Consider the following 16,336-nt stretch of genomic DNA (forward strand, 5'->3'; position numbering starts at 1 on the left):
CAGGCATGCCCGCACGGGTCCGGCTTATTTTTCCGTCATCTTTTTAATCACGCCTGCCGCCCACTCACGGCCGCCCAGGCCGAACGCCAGCGCAAAGGCCAGGCCGACGGCGCCGAAGCCGATCTGGAATGCAGCGGTGAGGAGACTGGTGCCGATCTGGAGCTGTTCGAGCGCCACGAACACCACGAAGATGATTACTGAATATTCCGACAGTGTGCTGATGGTGAGCGCACCCTGCACGCCGATGTTGTTGAGGTAGGCGAATACCATGCGGTTGATGAAACGTGCCACCAGGATGCCGAACACCAGTACCAGGATGGCGACGATGATATTGGGAATGTAGAGGACGATCTTGTTGAACAGATCGGCCACGATATGCAGGCCGAGGCTGTTGGCCACGGTCACGACGACAATGAAAATGACAACCCAGTAGGCCAGCTTGGCCAGCAGGCGTGACAGGCTGAGTTCGAGATTGCCCTGCTTGAGGAAGGCTTCTATGCCGGTTTTCTCGGCCAGGCTATCGAAATGCAATACATCGAGCAACTTGGTGACGCCGGTTCGAACCAGATTCGCAAACAGCCAGCCGATGAACAGAAGCAGCAGGGCAGCCAGCAATTGCGGGACAAACGCAGCCAGTTGCGTCCAGAAAGACGTCAGGGACGAAACGAATACATCGAGTTGTTGCTGCATGACTCACTCCTTCATTCATTACTGCGTAAATGGCGCATTATAACGAACGCTGCCGGACGGCCTTCCCGGCCCGTGACGCTGTCGCGGTGGCATACACTATTTGTTCTGCCTGCGATTTTATGCATACACTGTAAAAAACTAAGCGGAGGCGTCCGGCCCATGCTTTCTTCCCAATCCGACCGTGCTGGATTTCTGCCCCTTGCGCAGTTACCTTCGTTGCTGGCCCGGCTCAGGGAACGGGGTTATCAATGTCTGGGACCCACGGTGGAGCAGGGCGCTATCGTCATGCGTGAACTCGAACCGCCGAACGACTTGCCGCGCGGGATACAAGCCGAGCAAACGCCCGGCCGCTATCGGCTCACGTCCCATCCCCTCAACCGCTATTTCGCCTGGGCCAGCGGACCGCAGGCAATCAAACCGCACACCTTCGCGCCGAAGGAATCGCTGTGGCGCGTCGAACGCGACGAGGCGGGCAGCCTGCAGTTTGCGGCCGTACACCCGCCGGTTGTCCGGCAGGCCATCATCGGCGTGCGCGCTTGCGACCTGGCGGCGCTGGCCTTGCAGGATGCACATTTCCTGCGCGAAGGACGGCGCGACGCGCATTACGCGCAACGGCGCGACCACCTGTTCCTGGTCGCCGTGCAATGTGCTGAGCCGGCGTCGACCTGTTTTTGCGCGTCGACTGGCGATGGCCCGACCCCGACCGCCGGTTACGATCTTGCGTTGGCGGAGCTGGCGGATGGCTTTGTCGCCGTGGCAGGCAGCGACCAGGGACAAGCGGTGCTGGATGATCTGAACCTGTCATTGGCCACTTCGCAACAGATCGAGGCGGCTCGCCAACAGGGCGCATCTGCCGCCGCCGTCCAGACCCGCAGCCTGCCGGGCCGTAATCTGCGCGACAGCCTCATGAGCCGGCTGGAACATCCGCGCTGGGACGAGGTGGCGGCGCGTTGCCTTGCCTGCGGCAATTGCACGGCGGTGTGCCCCACCTGTTTCTGCCATGCCGAGGCCGACACCCCGGCGCTCGATGGCGCAACCAGCGAGCATGAGCGGATATGGGATTCCTGCTTTAGCGAGGCGCACGGCCATCTGCATGGATTCAACGTGCGGGCCGACATCCGCGGCCGCTATCGCCAGTGGCTGACCCACAAGCTGGCCACCTGGCATGACCAGTTCGGCCGCAGCGGCTGTGTCGGCTGCGGCCGCTGCATCGCCTGGTGTCCGGTCGGCATCGACCTGACCGAGGAAGTCGCCGCCCTCACCGAAGGACAGCCATGAACGTGTCGAACAGCCTCGATGCCGGACCCCCGCATGCCGCCACCGTACTGGCCCGTATCCAGGAATCGCCGACCATCTTCACGCTGCAGTTGCGGCTCGACGACGCGGCTGCGCAGGCGGCTTACCGTTTTGCGCCCGGCCAGTTCAACATGCTGTATCTCTATGGCGTCGGCGAAGTCCCGATTTCCATCATGTCGGATCCGGAAGAACGCGACCTTATCGGCCATACCATCCGTGCACTGGGACGCGTCACCCGGGGGTTGGCCGCGCTCAAACCGGGCGATCGGGTGGGATTGCGCGGACCGTTCGGACGCGGCTGGCCGTTGCAGGAAGTCGGCGGATGCGATGTCGTGCTCGTGACAGGCGGCCTCGGCTGCGCGCCTGTCGTGTCGGTGATTCATTATGTGCTGCGGCGGCGCGAACGCTTCGGCAAGCTCGTCATCATCCAGGGCGTGAAGCATGCCGAAGACCTGATCTGGCGCGAGCAATACGACCGCTGGGCGAAACTGCCGGATACCCAGGTGTTGGTGGCGGCCAGCGAAGGGGCTCCGTTGTGGCCCTGGCATGTCGGGCGGGTGACGGAATTGTTCAGCCTGGCCAACTTCGATCCGGGCTGTGCCGTGGCCATGATGTGCGGGCCGGAAGGCATGATGCGCAGCGCGGCGGATGCCCTGCTGGCACGCGGCCTGCCCGAGTCGCGCCTGTATCTCAGCATGGAGCGCAACATGCAATGCGCGGTCGGCCGCTGCGGCCACTGCCAGTTCGGGGGGGCGTTCGTTTGCCGCGATGGCCCGGTGTTCAACTGGGGTGAGGTCAAGGCCCTGCTCGCGCACAAGGGGTTCTGATGAGTCAACAGACAGTCCACCCCGGCAAACCACGCGTGGCCGTCCACAAGTTCAGTTCCTGCGATGGCTGCCAGTTGTCTTTCCTCAATCTCGGCGAAGCGCTGCTGACGCTCGCCGAACGGATCGATCTGGTGCACTTTGCCGAAGCGGGTCCGCTCGATCCGGATACCGGTGTGGATGTGGCGTTCGTCGAGGGCAGCGTGTCAACGCCGGAAGATCTCGAACGCATCCAGCACATCCGTGCCCATAGCGGTCTGCTGATCGCCATCGGCGCGTGTGCCACCTCGGGAGGCATCCAGGGTTTGCGTAACCAGGCCAAGGGCGCGGAATGGGTGGCGCAAATCTACAGCCATCCCGAGGCGATTGCCAGCCTGGAGCACTCGACGCCGATTTCCTGCCACGTGAAAGTGGACTTTGAGCTATGGGGCTGCCCGGTCAGCGGCCCGCAGATACTGGCGGTGATCAATGCCCTTCTGCTCGGTGTGACGCCGCGCGACAATACCGACAAGGTATGCACCGAATGCAAGCGCCAGGGCTACCCTTGCGTGATGGTGACCCACGGCATTGCCTGCATGGGACCGGTGACACGGGCAGGATGCGGCGCGCTGTGTCCCAGCCTCGGCCGCGACTGTTATGGCTGTTATGGCCCGGCAGAAAATGCCAACACCGATGCGCTGGCAATCCAGTTCGGCCATCTGGGGCTGACGCCCGCGGCCATCGTACGGCGTTTCCAGTCGATCAACAGCCAGGCGCCGGTGTTTCTCGCGGCCGCCGACAAACTGAGGGCGGGGTAGCATGACTGAACGGCGCAGCGTGGCGATCCATGTTCCGGTGCTTGCCCGGGTGGAAGGCGAGGGCGCGCTCGATTTGCGCATCGAGCAGGGCGACATCGCCGAACTGCGCCTGCGTATTTTCGAGCCGCCGCGCTTCTTCGAAAAATTCCTGGAGGGACGCCACTACACCGAAATTCCCGACATGGTGGCGCGCATCTGCGGCATCTGCCCGGTGGCGTACCAGGTCACCGCGGCACAGGCGCTGGAAGACCTCTTCGGCGTCGAACTCGATCCCTGGGCACGCGTCATGCGCCGGGTGTTCTACTGCGGCGAATGGATCCAGAGCCACAGCCTGCACATCCACCTGCTGGCCGCGCCGGATTTCTTCGGTTGCGGAAACGCCATCGAACTGGCGCGCATCGCGCCGGACGAGGTGCGTCGCGGGCTACGGATCCAGGGTCTGGGCAACGAACTGATGGACCTGTTCGGCGCGCGCTCGGTGCATCCGGTCGGGGTACGCATCGGCGGCTTCCATGGCGCGCCCTCGCTGGCACGCATCCTCGACATGCGGGACAAACTGCGCGCCGCACTGCCCGAGGCCGAAGCGCTGATCCGCTGGGCTGCAGCCATTCCGGTGCCGCAGGACGACCAGGTTTTCGTGTCGGTGGCGACACGGCACCCGGCTGACTACGCCATCGAGCGCGGCGACATCGGGGCCAGCGACGGCTTGCGCATCGGGGCGGAGGCCTTTGACGCGCATTTCATCGAGCGACACGAACCGTATTCCACCGCGCTGTTCAGCACCTATCACCAGCAGCCTTACCTGGTCGGGCCGCTGGCACGGCTCAACCTCAACCACGAGTACCTGCCCGGCGCGATCCGGGCTCTGCTTGCCGATATCGGCCTCGTGTTGCCTAGCCGCAACCTCTTTCACAGCCTGCTGGCACGTGCGGTGGAAATCTGGCTCGCGCTATATGAAGCGCTACGTCTGCTCGACGGCTATCGCGTGCCGGACTCGCCCTGGGTGCCGGCCACGCCGCGTGCCGGCGTGGCGATTGGCTGCACCGAAGCGCCGCGCGGCCTGTTGTGGCATCGCTATGAAATGGACGACGCGGGTTGCGTGATCAATGCACGCATCGTGCCGCCGACCAGTCAGAACCAGGGCCGCATCGAAGAGGATCTGCGGCTGTCATTGCTCAACTTCGGGCTTGACCATCCTGACGACGCGCTGCGGCTGCATTGCGAGAAAGTCATCCGCAACTACGACCCCTGCATTTCCTGCGCTACCCATTTCCTGCGCCTGAATGTCGCGCGCGCATGAGCAAGGTCCGCATCCTCGGCATCGGTTCGCCGTCGGGCGACGACCAGGCCGGCTGGCTGACCGTGGACGCCCTGGCGGCTTACGGTGTCCAAGGCGAACATGAACTTGCCATCGACAAGCTGGACAGGCCCGGCGCCCGCCTGATCGGCCTGCTGGAACATGCGGACTGGGTCATCCTGGTCGACGCCATGCAAAGCGGCGATCGGCCAGGCCGCATAAAACGTTTCGGCCAGGACGCGTGGCCGGGCTACACGCATGGCCTTTCCAGCCACGGGCTCGGCGTGCTCGACGCGCTGTCGCTGGCGCGCGCGTTCGGCATCCTGCCGCCCCGGCTCGATCTGTATGGCATCGAAATCTCGCTTGCATGCCCTGGCGACGAGGCCGGCGACGACATCCAGGCTGCCGCTCGACACCTTGCCCGACATATCGCAGCCGACTTGGCCGCCGCGTCCCGGTAGCCGGTTCGCGCTTAGTACCGGGCCGGATATTAGGTTAGGCTACGCCCGCAACAGCCAGACACCTGGCGCGGTTTGATCTACAGGGACTTATTTGCGTGGTTTTCCGTATTCTTTTGCAGGCCTGTCTATTCTGGCTGTTGTCGTGTTCTCCGGCAGTGGCCGCGCAGGGCGGGACTCCTGTCCGGGTCGGCGTAGCCGACAATCCTCCCATCGTCACGGCAACACCCGGTGTGCCGCCCCAGGGCATCGCGATCGACGTCATCCGTGCGGTGGCGGATCGGGAAGGCTGGCAGATCACCTACGTTCCCGACTCCTGGGACAATCTGCTCGTCCGCCTGGACAAGGGTGAGATCGATCTGCTCGTGGGGATCGCCTATAGCGACGAACGTGCGAAGCGCTTCCAGTTCAGCCAGCAAAGCCTGATCGGAAACTGGGGCATGGTGTTCCGCCATACCGAGTCCCACATCGACTCGCTGCCCGACCTCAAGGGCAAGCGGGTGGCGCTCATGCGGGGAAGCACACACAGCCAGGCCCTGATCGAGCTGTCGAAACAGTTCGATGCAGGATTCACGCCTGTGTATGTGGATACCTATGCCGATGCGCTGCAAGCGATCGTCGAGCGCAGGGCCGACGCAGGTGTCGTCAACCGGGTGTTCGCGGCACTGCATGCCCATCAAAACGACATGGTTGCGACCGGCATCGTGTTCAATCCCATTTTTGTCCATTACGCCGCCCCGAAGCATGCCGCCCCAGCGCTTCTGCATGCATTGGACCGAGATCTGGCTGCGCTCAAGGCAGATCCCGGGTCAGCCTATTATGAGTCGCTGCGGCGATGGCTCGAAGCCGCACCTGCGGCGCGCTATCCCTGGTGGCTGTCGTGGGCCGTGGCGACGGTCGCAGGCTTGTTCGTCCTGGCGCTGGCGATCGTCGGCTTTCTGCGTTATCAGGTCAAGCGGCAGACGGGCGAGCTGCAGCGTCGTGCCGATCTGCTGCAGACTGAAATCCAGCAGCGTGAAACAGCCCAGCAACACCTGAACCAGCTGGCTTATTTCGATGGCCTGACGCAGCTGCCGAACCGCGAAGGGTTCCGCACCGCACTCGAGAGAATGCTGTCCGCCTTGCAAGGAAGCGAAGCGCGACTGGCCCTGCTGTTCATCGACCTCGACCGCTTGAAGAACATCAACGATGGGCTCGGCCACGGAGCGGGCGACCTCTTGCTGCAGCAGGTCGCGCAGCGCCTGCAATCGGTGTTGCGCGCGCACGATCATCTGAGTCGTTTCGGCGGCGATGAATTCGTGGCGATCGTATCCGATATCGACGCCCAGGCGGATGCCGAACTGGTCGCCACCCGCCTGCTGAACAGTCTTGCCATGCCGATCGATATCGGTGCCACCCAGATATACAGCAGCGCCAGCATTGGCATTGCACTGTACCCCGACGACGCATCGTCGGCGGAAACGCTGCTCAAACACGCCGACACAGCCATGTATCAGGCGAAGGAACAAGGCGGCAATCGCTTCCTGTTCTACCACGCGCAGCAGACCGCACGCGTAGTGGAGCGGCTGACCCTCGACACGCGCCTGCGCCAGGCGCTGGAACGTGACGAATTTTTGTTGCATTACCAACCGATCGTGGAACTGGAAAGCGGGCGCATCGTGGGGCTCGAGGCCTTGCTGCGCTGGAACGATCCGGACCAGGGACTGGTGCTGCCCGGCGCATTCATTTCAGCCGCCGAAGACACCGGCCTGATCGTCCAATTGGGAGAGTGGGTGCTCGAAGCTGGCTGCGCCCAGTTGCACGCCTGGCAGAAACAGGGCAGGGCGGACGAGTTGACGCTGGCCGTGAACGTCTCTACCCGGCAGTTCGAAGGCGGGCGCCTGGTGAAATCGGTTGCACAGGCGCTTGCGCGTACCGGCCTGGCTGCGGAGTGCCTCGAACTCGAGATTACCGAGAACGTGATGCTGATCATGAACGACGAGGTTCGCAGCAGCCTCGACAAACTGCGCGGCATGGGGGTGCGGCTGTCGCTCGACGACTTCGGCACCGGCTATTCCAGTCTGAGCTATCTCAAGCAGTTGCCGTTTCATGCGCTCAAGATCGACCAGTCGTTCGTCCGCCGGATCCCGGACCAGGCTGGCGATACCCAGATCGTCACGACGATTCTGGCCCTGGCGAAAGGGCTCGGGCTGGAGGTGATCGCCGAAGGCATCGAAACCTCGCAGCAGTATGACTTCCTGCGTGAAAACGGCTGCGAATTCGGTCAGGGCTACCTGATGAGCCGACCGCAGGCGGCGAACCAACTGGTCGCGTTTCTGGACCGGCAGATCGCACCAGGATCGGCCTGATTACAGGTCGGCGAGATCCTCGCGCCGCAGCATGAAGACGAACTGGTCGCCGCTCTCGGTGTCGAGCCAGGTGAAGGGCAGGGCGGGATAGGCGGCTTCGAGCGCATCGCGGTTGTGGCCGATTTCGACCACCAGCAGGCCGCCGGGATTGAGATGGGCCTTGGCGCCAGCCAGAATCTTCCGCGTGGCATCCAGGCCGTCCTCGCCCGAACCTAGTGCCAGTGCGGGCTCCGCCTGGTATTCCGGCGGCAGTGCGGCGACCGATTCGGCGTTCACATAGGGCGGGTTGCTGAGGATGACGTCGTAGGTCCGCCCCGCCAGCGCCGCAAACAGATCCGATTCGATCAGTTCGATACGGTCCGTGAGGTCGTAATCGGCGACGTTCTTTGCGGCGACCTCGAGCGCATCCCTTGAAAGATCGACGGCATCGACCTGGGCATCGGGAAAGGCCAGTGCAGCCAGAATTGCGAGGCAGCCGGAGCCGGTACAGAGGTCGAGTGCGTGCGTCACTTCGTCCGGATTTTCCACCCACGGCGCCAGCTGTTCGTGCAGCAGTTCGGCGATGAAGGAGCGTGGCACGATCACGCGCTCGTCGACATAGAAACGGTGCGCGCCCAGCCAGGCCTCGTGCGTGAGATAGGCGGCAGGCAGCCGCTCGCGTACCCGACGCTCGATCACCGCCTGTACTTGTTCGGATTCGCTGTGCGTCAGGCTGGCATCGAGGAAGGGCTCCAGACGGTCGAGCGGCAGGTGCAGGGTATGCAGGATCAGGTAGGCCGCTTCGTCGAAGGCGTTGTCCGAGCCGTGGCCGAAAAACAGCTTGGCTTCGTTGAAGCGCGACACCGCGAAGCGCAGCCAGTCGCGCACGGTGATCAGGGATTCGGTGTCTTCGAAATGTTTCATCGCGCCGGTTCTTGTAAGGGTTAACCCAGGAGTTTTTCCAGTGTCTTCTCGTAGACCGCCGCCAGCTGCTCGATGTTCTCCACCGCGACGTGCTCGTTCAGCTTGTGGATGCTCATGTTGAGCGGGCCGAACTCGACGACTTCGCGGCAGATGTCGGCGATGAAGCGCCCGTCCGAGGTGCCGCCGGTGGTCGACAGTTCGGGCGTGAGGCCGGTGACGTCGTGGATGGCTTCGCTCAGGCGATCGCACAGGGGACCGCGCGGGGTGAGAAAAGGCTTGCCGGACAGGCTCCAGTCGATTTCGTAATCGAGGCCGTGACTGTCGAGGATTTCATTCACCGCGTCCATCAGGCCTTCTGCGGTACTGGCGGTGGAAAAACGGAAGTTGAACTGGATCTCGACCATGCCGGGGATGACGTTGGTGGCGCCGGTGCCGGCGTGGATATTGGATATCTGCCAGGTGGTGGGCGGAAAGTAGGCATTGCCCTCGTCCCACATGGTGTCGGCGAGCTCGGCGATCGCCGGCGCCGCGAGATGGATCGGATTCTTGGCCAGGTGCGGGTAGGCGATGTGGCCCTGTACGCCCTTGACGCGCAGTGTGCCGGACAGCGAGCCGCGGCGTCCGTTCTTGATGGTGTCGCCGAATTCGGCGGCACTGGTGGGCTCGCCAACGATGCAGTAGTCGAGCGTCTCGCCACGTGCCTTCAGCGCTTCGACGACCTTCACCGTGCCGTCGGTGGCGGGGCCTTCCTCGTCGGAGGTGAGCAAGAAGGCGATCGAGCCGCCGTGCCCGGGATGAGCTGCGACGAAACGCTCAGTGGCGGTGACGAACGCGGCGTCGGAGGTCTTCATGTCGGCGGCGCCGCGTGCGTACAGTTTGCCGTCGCGTATGGTCGGCTCGAAAGGGTCGGATAACCATTGCTCGAGCGGGCCGGTGGGCACCACGTCGGTATGGCCGGCAAAACAGACCACCGGTGCGGTCGTACCCTTGCGTGCCCATAGATTGTCGACGCCGTTGTGGCAATGGCGCTCGATATGGAAACCGAGTTTCTGCAGGCGCGCGGCGATGAGGTCGTGGCAGCCGGCATCGTCGGGCGTCAGCGATTTGCGTTTGAGCAGTTCGATCGCAAGCGCCAAGGTTTCATTGGCAAGGATTCCATCCTTGGGCGTTTCATTGGCCATGCAGTTTCATTCTCCGAACAAGGCTTGATATTGTTCTTCGGCAAAGCCGAGATGATATTTTCCGTTTCGCTCCAGCACCGGTCGCTTGATCACGCTGGGGTAAGCCTGCATCAGCGCGATCGCACTGGTGTCGTCGATGACCGCCGCCTTCTCCGCATCGGTGAGTTGGCGCCAGGTCGTGCCGCGCGTATTCACCAGTGCCTGCCAGCCGGTCTGCTCAACGACCTTGCGCAGCCAGGCCGCGTCGACACCCTGTTTCTTGAAATCGTGGAAGGCGACGTCGCACGCGTGACCGTCGAGCCAGGCGCGTGCTTTTTTCACCGTGGTGCAGTTGGGAATGCCGTAGAGCTTCATGTTAATCGTGGCGCTTCATGCTGTTCTGTCGTCGCGTGCCGGAATTGCCACGCATGGACGTAAAATCCTGAATTACAAACACGATTCTACCTGACCTGATGCATCCCGCCGTTCATTCCCATGCCGCTCCACCGCCACCCGGCGACCCCAGCCTGCGCTCGATCGGCCGCCTGTTTCCTTATTTATGGGAATTCCGCGGCCGCGTATTGCTGGCGCTGGCGCTGCTGGTCGGCGCCAAGCTGGCGTCGGTCGCGGTGCCGCTGGTGCTGAAGGACATCATCGATTCGCTCGACAAACCGCGCGCCGAACTGGTGCTGCCGCTGGCCTTCATCCTCAGCTATGGCCTGCTGCGCTTTGCCAGCACCACCTTTGCCGATCTGCGCGACGTGGTGTTCGCCAAGGTCACCCAGCGCGCGATGCGGCGCATCAGCATGGCGGTGTTCCAGCACCTGCACGCGCTGTCGCTGCGCTTTCACCTGGAGCGGCAGACCGGCGGCATCACCCGCGACATCGAGCGAGGATCCAAGGCGCTGTCGAGCCTGGTCGGCTACCTGCTGTTCCGCATCACGCCGACGGTGCTGGAAATCCTCATGGTGGCGGTCATCCTGTTCGTCAAGCTCGACTGGGTATTCGGGGTCATCACCCTCATCACGCTGGCGGCCTATATCGGATTCACCGTCACCATCACCGACTGGCGCACGCAGTTCGTGCGGCGCGCCAACACGCTCGATTCCGAAGCTTACGGCCGCGCCATCGACAGCCTCTTGAACTACGAGACGGTCAAATATTTCGGCAACGAGAAATACGAGGCGGAGCGCTACGACAAGAGCCTCATCGAGTGGGAAAAAATGGCACTCAAGTCGCAGCGCTCGCTGGGATTGCTGAACGCCGCGCAGGCCGGCACGATCGCCATCGGCGTCACCCTGATGGTGCTGCGCGCCGCCAACGGCGTGGTCCACGGCACGCTGACGCTGGGTGATCTGGTGATGGTCAATGCCTTCCTGCTGCAGATGTTCCAGCCCTTGAGCTTTCTCGGCGTGATGTACCGCGAGATCAAGCAGTCGACCACCGACGTCGAGCGCATGTTCGCGCTGCTGCATCGGCCGCGCGAGGTCGAGGATGCGAAGGACGCGCGCGCGCTTGACGTGGTCGCGGGCGAAGTGAGGTTCGAACACGTGAACTTTGCCTACAATGCCGACCGTCCGATCCTGCACGATGTGAGCTTCACCATCCCGGCCGGCCAGACGGTGGCGGCGGTGGGATCCAGCGGCGCCGGCAAGTCGACGCTGGCCCGGCTGCTGTTCCGCTTCTACGACGTCGGCGGCGGCAGCATCCGCATCGACGGCCAGGACATCCGCCAGGTCACGCAGGACAGCCTGCGTGCCACCATCGGCGTGGTGCCACAGGACACCGTGCTGTTCAACGACAGCATCTACTACAACATCGCCTACGGCCGGCCCGACGCCAGCCGCGACGAGGTGATCGAAGCCGCGCGCGCCGCGCACATCCTGCGTTTCATCGAAAGCCTGCCGCAAGGCTGGGACACGGTGGTGGGCGAGCGGTGGCTGAAGCTCTCGGGCGGCGAGAAGCAGCGCGTGGCGATCGCCCGCACCCTGCTGAAAAACCCCGCCATCCTGATTCTCGACGAAGCCACTTCCGCGCTCGACACCAAGACCGAGAAGGCCATCCAGGCCGAACTGCTGGAAATCGCGCGCAGCCGAACCAGCCTCATCATCGCGCACCGCCTCTCCACCGTGGTCGAGGCCGACGAGATCCTGGTGATGGAAGGCGGTCGCATCGTCGAGCGCGGGCGGCATCCCGAGCTGCTGGCGAAGAATGGCGTGTACGCCCACATGTGGGCGCTGCAGCAGCAGGCCGAAGAGGAGGTCGCCTGATGGCCAGACCTTCGGTTCAGCTCAGGACAGGCCCTTCGACCGAGCTCAGGACAGGCATGCTGCAGCCCGGCGTGCGCCGGCGCGAAGTCTGGGCATGGGCGATGTACGACTTCGCCAACTCGGGCTACACGACGGTCGTCATCACGGCTGTGTTCAGCGCCTATTTCGTCGCGGCAGTGGCCGGCAACGCGCCGTGGGCGACTTTCGTCTGGACGCTCGCGCTGTCGGTCTCCTATGCATTGGTGATGTTCACCGCACCGCTGATCGGCGCGTATGCCGATGCCCATGCCAACAAGAAAATGCTGCTGTGGCTGACTACGCTGGGTTGCGTCGGCTTTACCGCGCTGCTGTATTTTGCCGCGCCGGGCGAACTGACGCTGGCCATCGTGGGGCTGGTGCTGTCCAATTATTTCTTCGGTACCGGCGAAAACCTGATCGCCGCATTCCTGAACGAGCTCGCGCGTCCGCGTGCGCTGGGCCGGGTGTCGGGCTGGGGCTGGTCGCTCGGCTATGTGGGCGGACTGGTGTCGCTGGGCGCAAGCCTGGCCTACATCAACTGGGCGCAGGCGCACGGCCAGGAAGCAGCGGCTTTCGTCCCGGTCTCCATGCTGATCACCGCCGCGCTGTTCCTGCTGGCGAGTTTGCCGACGCTGTTTATGTTGCGCGAGCGCGCCCTGCCGCAAACCGGGCGCACGGCGCGCAACGCCTGGGCCCAAGTGCGGCACACGCTGGGCCATCTCGAACGCCTGCCCGACCTCAAGCGCTTTCTCGTCTGCACCGTGCTGTATCAGGCCGGCATCCAGGCTGTCATCACGCTGGCGGCGATCTACGCCAACCAGGCATTTCACTTCAGCACCCAGCAAACCATCCTGCTGGTGCTGGTGGTCAACATCACGGCGGCGGTCGGCGCCTTCGTCTTCGGCCACGTGCAGGACCGGGTCGGCCATGTACGTCTGATTGCGTTCACCCTGGTCGGCTGGATCGTGATGGTGTTGCTGGCCTGGGCCGCGCCCGACGAGCGCATGTTCTGGGTAGCGGCCAATCTGGCCGGGCTGTGCATGGGAGCCTCGCAATCGGCCGGTCGGGCCATGGTGGGATTGCTGGCACCGCCGGCGCAGGAGGCCGAATTCTTCGGTCTATGGGGATTGGCGGTCAAGCTGGCATCGATCATTGGCCCGCTGACCTATGGTATTGCGAGCTGGATCACGCAGGGCGACCACCGCCAGTCGCTGCTCATCACCGGCTGTTATTTCGTCGCCGGGCTGTGGATGCTGGTCGGCGTGAAAGCGGCGCGCGGCCATCGTGCCGCGCGGCGGTTCGCCCGCATCGGCGCTTGGCGATGACGAGCTTTACGATTGGAGAAACCGACTGGGCTCGTGATGCCGCACGCCTCGGCGCCGTGCGACGTGCCGTGTTCATCGACGAGCAGGGAGTCCCGGAAGCGCTGGAGTGGGACGAATACGATGCCGTCTCGACGCATTGGCTCGCCCTAGCCGAGGATGGATCGCCCATCGGCTGCGCCCGGCTGTTGCCCGACGGACACATCGGGCGCATGGCCGTGCTGCCGGCCTGGCGCGGGCGCGGGGTGGGCCGGGCCTTGTTGGATCGGATTCTGCCCGCTGCACAGGCGCGCGGACAGACTGTGCTCAGACTCAGTGCGCAAACCCATGCCGCGGGGTTCTACGCCCGTGCAGGGTTTGTCGCCGACGGTGCCGAATACGAGGAAGCCGGCATCCCGCATGTGGCCATGCAGATGGTATTGGCCTGAACGCGCTGGTATCAGTTTGAACAGGGCTTTTGAGTCGGCATTTAAGAATTTGCTGATACAGTTCGATATGGAACGGGAATAGCGCGCGCCCATGTGCCGCGCCATTCCCACGGCGATACGGGAGATCGTCGCATGGTCATATACGAGGATGGACAGGAATGGAAAAACTCCACCCGCAAGGGGTAGGCCGCGGTTCTAACGACGCTGACGCGTCAAGAACCACGCTCAGGGCAGGCATCGTTGGGGCGGGGATTGCGGGTGCAAGCTGTGCGGGCACGCTCGCCGCGGCAGGCTGGGAGGTCGACGTGTACGACAAGGCGCGCGGCGCAGGCGGACGCCTGTCGACCCGGCGTACGGAACAGGGCTGGGCCACGCTGGGCACGCCGTTCATTTCGGCCAAGCGCGAGCCATTCCGCAGCCAGCTGCGTGACTGGGTACGTCAGGGCTGGGTCGCACCGGTACGGGGCAACATCTGGCAGGGGCGCGCCACCATCTCATGGGGCGAGGCGCAGTTGCAAAACCATTTCCGTCCCACCATCGAACCGTCGCAGCTAGTTCGCAAACTGCTCGGCAGTGCCCGTCTGCACACTCAGTCACGCGTGGCGACCCTGCAGCCGCGAACGATCATCCTGGAGAACGGCGAGGTGCGCGGCGACTATGACTGCGTGATATGCAGCGTGCCCACGCCGCAGGCCATTCCCATGCTCGATGCGCTGCCGCTGTTGCGCGCACGCCTGGGCGAGGTGCGCTATCGTCCGATCTGGTCGTTCCTGATGCGCTGGGAGGGCGGTCCCGCGGCGGACGTCATCAAGTTCGACGACCATCTGTTGAATCTGGCGGTACGCCAGACCGCCGACGGCCCCGGCCTGTGGGCGGTGCACAGCAGCCACGAGTTCGCCGAAACCTACCTGGAAGCCTCCGAAATGGAGGCAAGCAACCGCGCAGCCTCGGCGCTGATGGGCCTGTTGGGACTGCCGTGGCCGGTCGAGATCGAAGCCTCGCACCTGTGGCGCCATGCGCGTCCGCAAACCTCGGTCGGCGGCTTCTGGGTCAGCGACCGCGAGAGCCGGGTCGCCCTGATCGGCGATGGCATTGCCGGCGTCGGCGTTGAGCGTGCGTGGGAAAGCGGCGTACGGCTGGCCCAGGCGCTGGTTCAGGCCCGGGAAGAACTCCTGATCTAACGGCCCCTTCCAGGGGCAGCCTGCCGGGTCTGCGCCCGCAGCGTATCCATTTCCTCCAGCAGGTCGGCCACCAGGGCGGCAAGCTCCGGTACGGCTTCGAAGTCGCGCTCCAGTTGCCGCATGCGCCGCGCGCGCAGCAGGCTCGCGCCGGAAAACCGCCAGGTGCCCGCCACGCTTTCGGCATGCGGGAAGAGGCCTTCCTCGATATGGCGGATGAGCCAGACCGGCTCCACGCTACAGGCAGCGGCAACCTGTTCCAGCGTCAGCCAGGAATCCTCCATCAGGCAGCCGATCAGAATATCGTCGTCTTGCATGGCTCAATCCTTTTGCTGCGCGCGCGGATCGAACGCGAGTTCGCGCGCCATCGTTTCATACAGTTCTCGCGCCCTCGGCGTGGTGGCCGGCGGCAACACCACCTGGAGATCGAGCAGCAGGTCGCCGGGCGGCTGTCCGGGTATGCCATGGCCGCGCACGCGCAATTGCCGCCCGCTCTGGGCGCCCTCGGGGATACGTACCTTGACGCTGCCTTGCGGCAGGTCCACTGCGACGATGGCGCCCAGGGCGGCTTCCCACGGCGTCACTGGCAAGGTCCGCTGCAGATCGCGGCCTTCCGCCCGAAAGCGCGGATGTGGCTTGAACTGCACTTCCAGCAACAGGTCGCCGGCCGGGGCACCGCCCATCCCCGGGGCGCCCTGGCCGGCAAGGCGGATGACTTGGCCGGCGTGCACGCCTTTGGGAATCTTCACGTTGAGCGTACGGGTTTCCAGTTGAACCCGGCCCTGGGCATCCACTTTCGGCGCCCGCAGTGAAATCTGGCGGGTGGCGCCGCTGAAGCTGTCTTCCAGGTCAAGCAGCACCTTGGCGTGGTGATCCTCGCCCTGCGCCCGGAAGCCGGTGCGGGCATGGCGGGCGCCCGGGCGCGCGCCGCCCATGTGGCCGAACAGTTCGGCAAAGAAATCGCTGAAATCGGCGGTTTCGCCGGGCGAGTAGCCCTGGCCGGTAAATTCGAAACCGGCGTCCCAGTCCGGTGGCGGGCGAAATGTCTCGCCCGGCCGGTGGCCGCGCCCCAGCTGATCGTAGGCGGCCCGCTTTTCCGGATCCGAGAGCACGGCATGGGCTTCGTTCACCTCCTGCATGCGCAGCTCGGCATCCGCCTCCTTGGATACGTCGGGATGATATTTGCGCGCGAGCTTGCGGAAGGCTTTCTTGATTTCGTCCGCCGTGGCATCGCGCTTCACGCCCAGCGTCTGGTAGTAATCCTTGAATTCCATCCGGTTTCCCCGTGGTGCCGACAGGCTTGTTTATTTATAGATGATGGCGTGCGGGAACCAGAGGCGCGTTGCC

The 16,336-nt window shown here is 64.1% G+C and carries 16 protein-coding genes; 10 read left to right on the forward strand and 6 right to left on the reverse strand.

Features of this window, described 5'->3' with window-relative positions; all coding sequences use genetic code 11:
* Positions 1–24 precede the first annotated feature (24 nt).
* Positions 25–690 (reverse strand): mechanosensitive ion channel family protein, encoded by a 666-nt coding sequence (locus B058_RS0110420; RefSeq protein WP_018508426.1) that lies wholly within the window; start codon positions 688–690, stop codon positions 25–27.
* 285 nt (positions 691–975) lie between these two features.
* Between B058_RS0110420 and B058_RS0110425 the strand changes: the two genes are divergently transcribed.
* The 6 genes from B058_RS0110425 to B058_RS0110450 all read left to right on the forward strand — a co-directional run bounded on the left by B058_RS0110425 (position 976) and on the right by B058_RS0110450 (position 7,710).
* Entirely contained in the window at positions 976–1,968 is a 993-nt protein-coding gene (locus B058_RS0110425) for a 4Fe-4S dicluster domain-containing protein (protein ID WP_018508427.1), read from the forward strand.
* The gene (locus tag B058_RS0110430; RefSeq protein ID WP_018508428.1) at positions 1,965–2,813 is read left to right on the forward strand and encodes an FAD/NAD(P)-binding protein; all 849 of its coding nucleotides are present in this window, start codon (positions 1,965–1,967) and stop codon (positions 2,811–2,813) included. Before B058_RS0110425 ends, B058_RS0110430 begins: the two co-directional genes overlap by 4 nt.
* Positions 2,813–3,607, forward strand: a complete 795-nt coding sequence (locus tag B058_RS0110435) for an NADH-quinone oxidoreductase subunit B family protein (RefSeq protein WP_040724232.1) — start codon at positions 2,813–2,815, stop codon at positions 3,605–3,607. Before B058_RS0110430 ends, B058_RS0110435 begins: the two co-directional genes overlap by 1 nt.
* Before the next feature lies 1 nt (position 3,608).
* Positions 3,609–4,907 (forward strand): Ni/Fe hydrogenase subunit alpha, encoded by a 1,299-nt coding sequence (locus tag B058_RS0110440; RefSeq protein WP_018508430.1) that lies wholly within the window; start codon positions 3,609–3,611, stop codon positions 4,905–4,907.
* Positions 4,904–5,365: a hydrogenase maturation protease gene (locus tag B058_RS0110445; RefSeq protein WP_018508431.1), complete on the forward strand. Its 462-nt coding sequence runs from the start codon at positions 4,904–4,906 to the stop codon at positions 5,363–5,365. Before B058_RS0110440 ends, B058_RS0110445 begins: the two co-directional genes overlap by 4 nt.
* 137 nt (positions 5,366–5,502) lie before the next feature.
* Entirely contained in the window at positions 5,503–7,710 is a 2,208-nt protein-coding gene (locus tag B058_RS0110450) for an EAL domain-containing protein (protein WP_245539292.1), read from the forward strand.
* On the opposite strand, the gene prmB is transcribed toward B058_RS0110450, so the two are convergent.
* From prmB to B058_RS0110465, 3 genes are read right to left on the reverse strand one after another with little or no spacing between them, the layout of a single operon-like run.
* A complete protein-coding gene (gene prmB, locus B058_RS0110455) occupies positions 7,711–8,613 on the reverse strand; it encodes a 50S ribosomal protein L3 N(5)-glutamine methyltransferase (protein WP_018508433.1) in 903 nt (300 codons plus the stop codon). It lies immediately after the preceding gene.
* 20 nt (positions 8,614–8,633) lie between these two features.
* Positions 8,634–9,794: a succinyl-diaminopimelate desuccinylase gene (gene dapE, locus B058_RS0110460; protein WP_018508434.1), complete on the reverse strand. Its 1,161-nt coding sequence runs from the start codon at positions 9,792–9,794 to the stop codon at positions 8,634–8,636.
* 6 nt (positions 9,795–9,800) lie between these two features.
* Entirely contained in the window at positions 9,801–10,148 is a 348-nt protein-coding gene (locus B058_RS0110465) for an ArsC family reductase (protein ID WP_018508435.1), read from the reverse strand.
* Between the two features lie 98 nt (positions 10,149–10,246).
* Here B058_RS0110465 and B058_RS0110470 point away from each other — a divergent pair, with 98 nt between their 5' ends.
* The 4 genes from B058_RS0110470 (at position 10,247) to B058_RS0110485 (ending at position 14,992) form a co-directional block, all read left to right on the forward strand.
* Positions 10,247–12,043, forward strand: a complete 1,797-nt coding sequence (locus B058_RS0110470; protein WP_018508436.1) for an ABCB family ABC transporter ATP-binding protein/permease — start codon at positions 10,247–10,249, stop codon at positions 12,041–12,043.
* A 56-nt stretch (positions 12,044–12,099) separates the two neighbouring features.
* Positions 12,100–13,386, forward strand: a complete 1,287-nt coding sequence (locus B058_RS0110475) for an MFS transporter (protein WP_018508437.1) — start codon at positions 12,100–12,102, stop codon at positions 13,384–13,386.
* Entirely contained in the window at positions 13,383–13,811 is a 429-nt protein-coding gene (locus B058_RS0110480; protein WP_018508438.1) for a GNAT family N-acetyltransferase, read from the forward strand. The genes B058_RS0110475 and B058_RS0110480 overlap by 4 nt, the downstream gene beginning before the upstream one ends.
* 158 nt (positions 13,812–13,969) lie before the next feature.
* Positions 13,970–14,992: an NAD(P)/FAD-dependent oxidoreductase gene (locus tag B058_RS0110485; protein ID WP_081616777.1), complete on the forward strand. Its 1,023-nt coding sequence runs from the start codon at positions 13,970–13,972 to the stop codon at positions 14,990–14,992.
* On the opposite strand, the gene B058_RS0110490 is transcribed toward B058_RS0110485, so the two are convergent.
* Positions 14,989–15,306 carry a chaperone modulator CbpM gene (locus B058_RS0110490; RefSeq protein ID WP_018508440.1) on the reverse strand — a complete coding sequence of 106 codons (318 nt, stop codon included), beginning with the start codon at positions 15,304–15,306 and terminating at the stop codon, positions 14,989–14,991. The two genes, B058_RS0110485 and B058_RS0110490, sit on opposite strands and share 4 nt — an antisense overlap.
* 3 nt (positions 15,307–15,309) lie before the next feature.
* Positions 15,310–16,263 (reverse strand): DnaJ C-terminal domain-containing protein, encoded by a 954-nt coding sequence (locus B058_RS0110495; RefSeq protein WP_018508441.1) that lies wholly within the window; start codon positions 16,261–16,263, stop codon positions 15,310–15,312.
* Positions 16,264–16,336 lie beyond the last annotated feature (73 nt).

The sequence above is a fragment of the Thiobacillus thioparus DSM 505 genome, from assembly GCF_000373385.1.
In the GTDB taxonomy this organism is placed as follows: domain Bacteria; phylum Pseudomonadota; class Gammaproteobacteria; order Burkholderiales; family Thiobacillaceae; genus Thiobacillus; species Thiobacillus thioparus.

Bases quoted from the DNA above. Each gene is read 5' to 3' on its own strand.
- B058_RS0110420 (WP_018508426.1), bottom strand. From the start codon at position 690: ATGCAGCAACAACTCGATGTATTCGTTTCGTCCCTGACGTCTTTCTGG.
- B058_RS0110425 (WP_018508427.1), top strand. From the start codon at position 976: ATGCGTGAACTCGAACCGCCGAACGACTTGCCGCGCGGGATACAAGCC.
- B058_RS0110430 (WP_018508428.1), top strand. From the start codon at position 1,965: ATGAACGTGTCGAACAGCCTCGATGCCGGACCCCCGCATGCCGCCACC.
- B058_RS0110435 (WP_040724232.1), top strand. From the start codon at position 2,813: ATGAGTCAACAGACAGTCCACCCCGGCAAACCACGCGTGGCCGTCCAC.
- B058_RS0110440 (WP_018508430.1), top strand. From the start codon at position 3,609: ATGACTGAACGGCGCAGCGTGGCGATCCATGTTCCGGTGCTTGCCCGG.
- B058_RS0110445 (WP_018508431.1), top strand. From the start codon at position 4,904: ATGAGCAAGGTCCGCATCCTCGGCATCGGTTCGCCGTCGGGCGACGAC.
- prmB (WP_018508433.1), bottom strand. From the start codon at position 8,613: ATGAAACATTTCGAAGACACCGAATCCCTGATCACCGTGCGCGACTGG.
- dapE (WP_018508434.1), bottom strand. From the start codon at position 9,794: ATGGCCAATGAAACGCCCAAGGATGGAATCCTTGCCAATGAAACCTTG.
- B058_RS0110465 (WP_018508435.1), bottom strand. From the start codon at position 10,148: ATGAAGCTCTACGGCATTCCCAACTGCACCACGGTGAAAAAAGCACGC.
- B058_RS0110470 (WP_018508436.1), top strand. From the start codon at position 10,247: ATGCATCCCGCCGTTCATTCCCATGCCGCTCCACCGCCACCCGGCGAC.
- B058_RS0110475 (WP_018508437.1), top strand. From the start codon at position 12,100: ATGCTGCAGCCCGGCGTGCGCCGGCGCGAAGTCTGGGCATGGGCGATG.
- B058_RS0110480 (WP_018508438.1), top strand. From the start codon at position 13,383: ATGACGAGCTTTACGATTGGAGAAACCGACTGGGCTCGTGATGCCGCA.
- B058_RS0110485 (WP_081616777.1), top strand. From the start codon at position 13,970: ATGGAAAAACTCCACCCGCAAGGGGTAGGCCGCGGTTCTAACGACGCT.
- B058_RS0110490 (WP_018508440.1), bottom strand. From the start codon at position 15,306: ATGCAAGACGACGATATTCTGATCGGCTGCCTGATGGAGGATTCCTGG.
- B058_RS0110495 (WP_018508441.1), bottom strand. From the start codon at position 16,263: ATGGAATTCAAGGATTACTACCAGACGCTGGGCGTGAAGCGCGATGCC.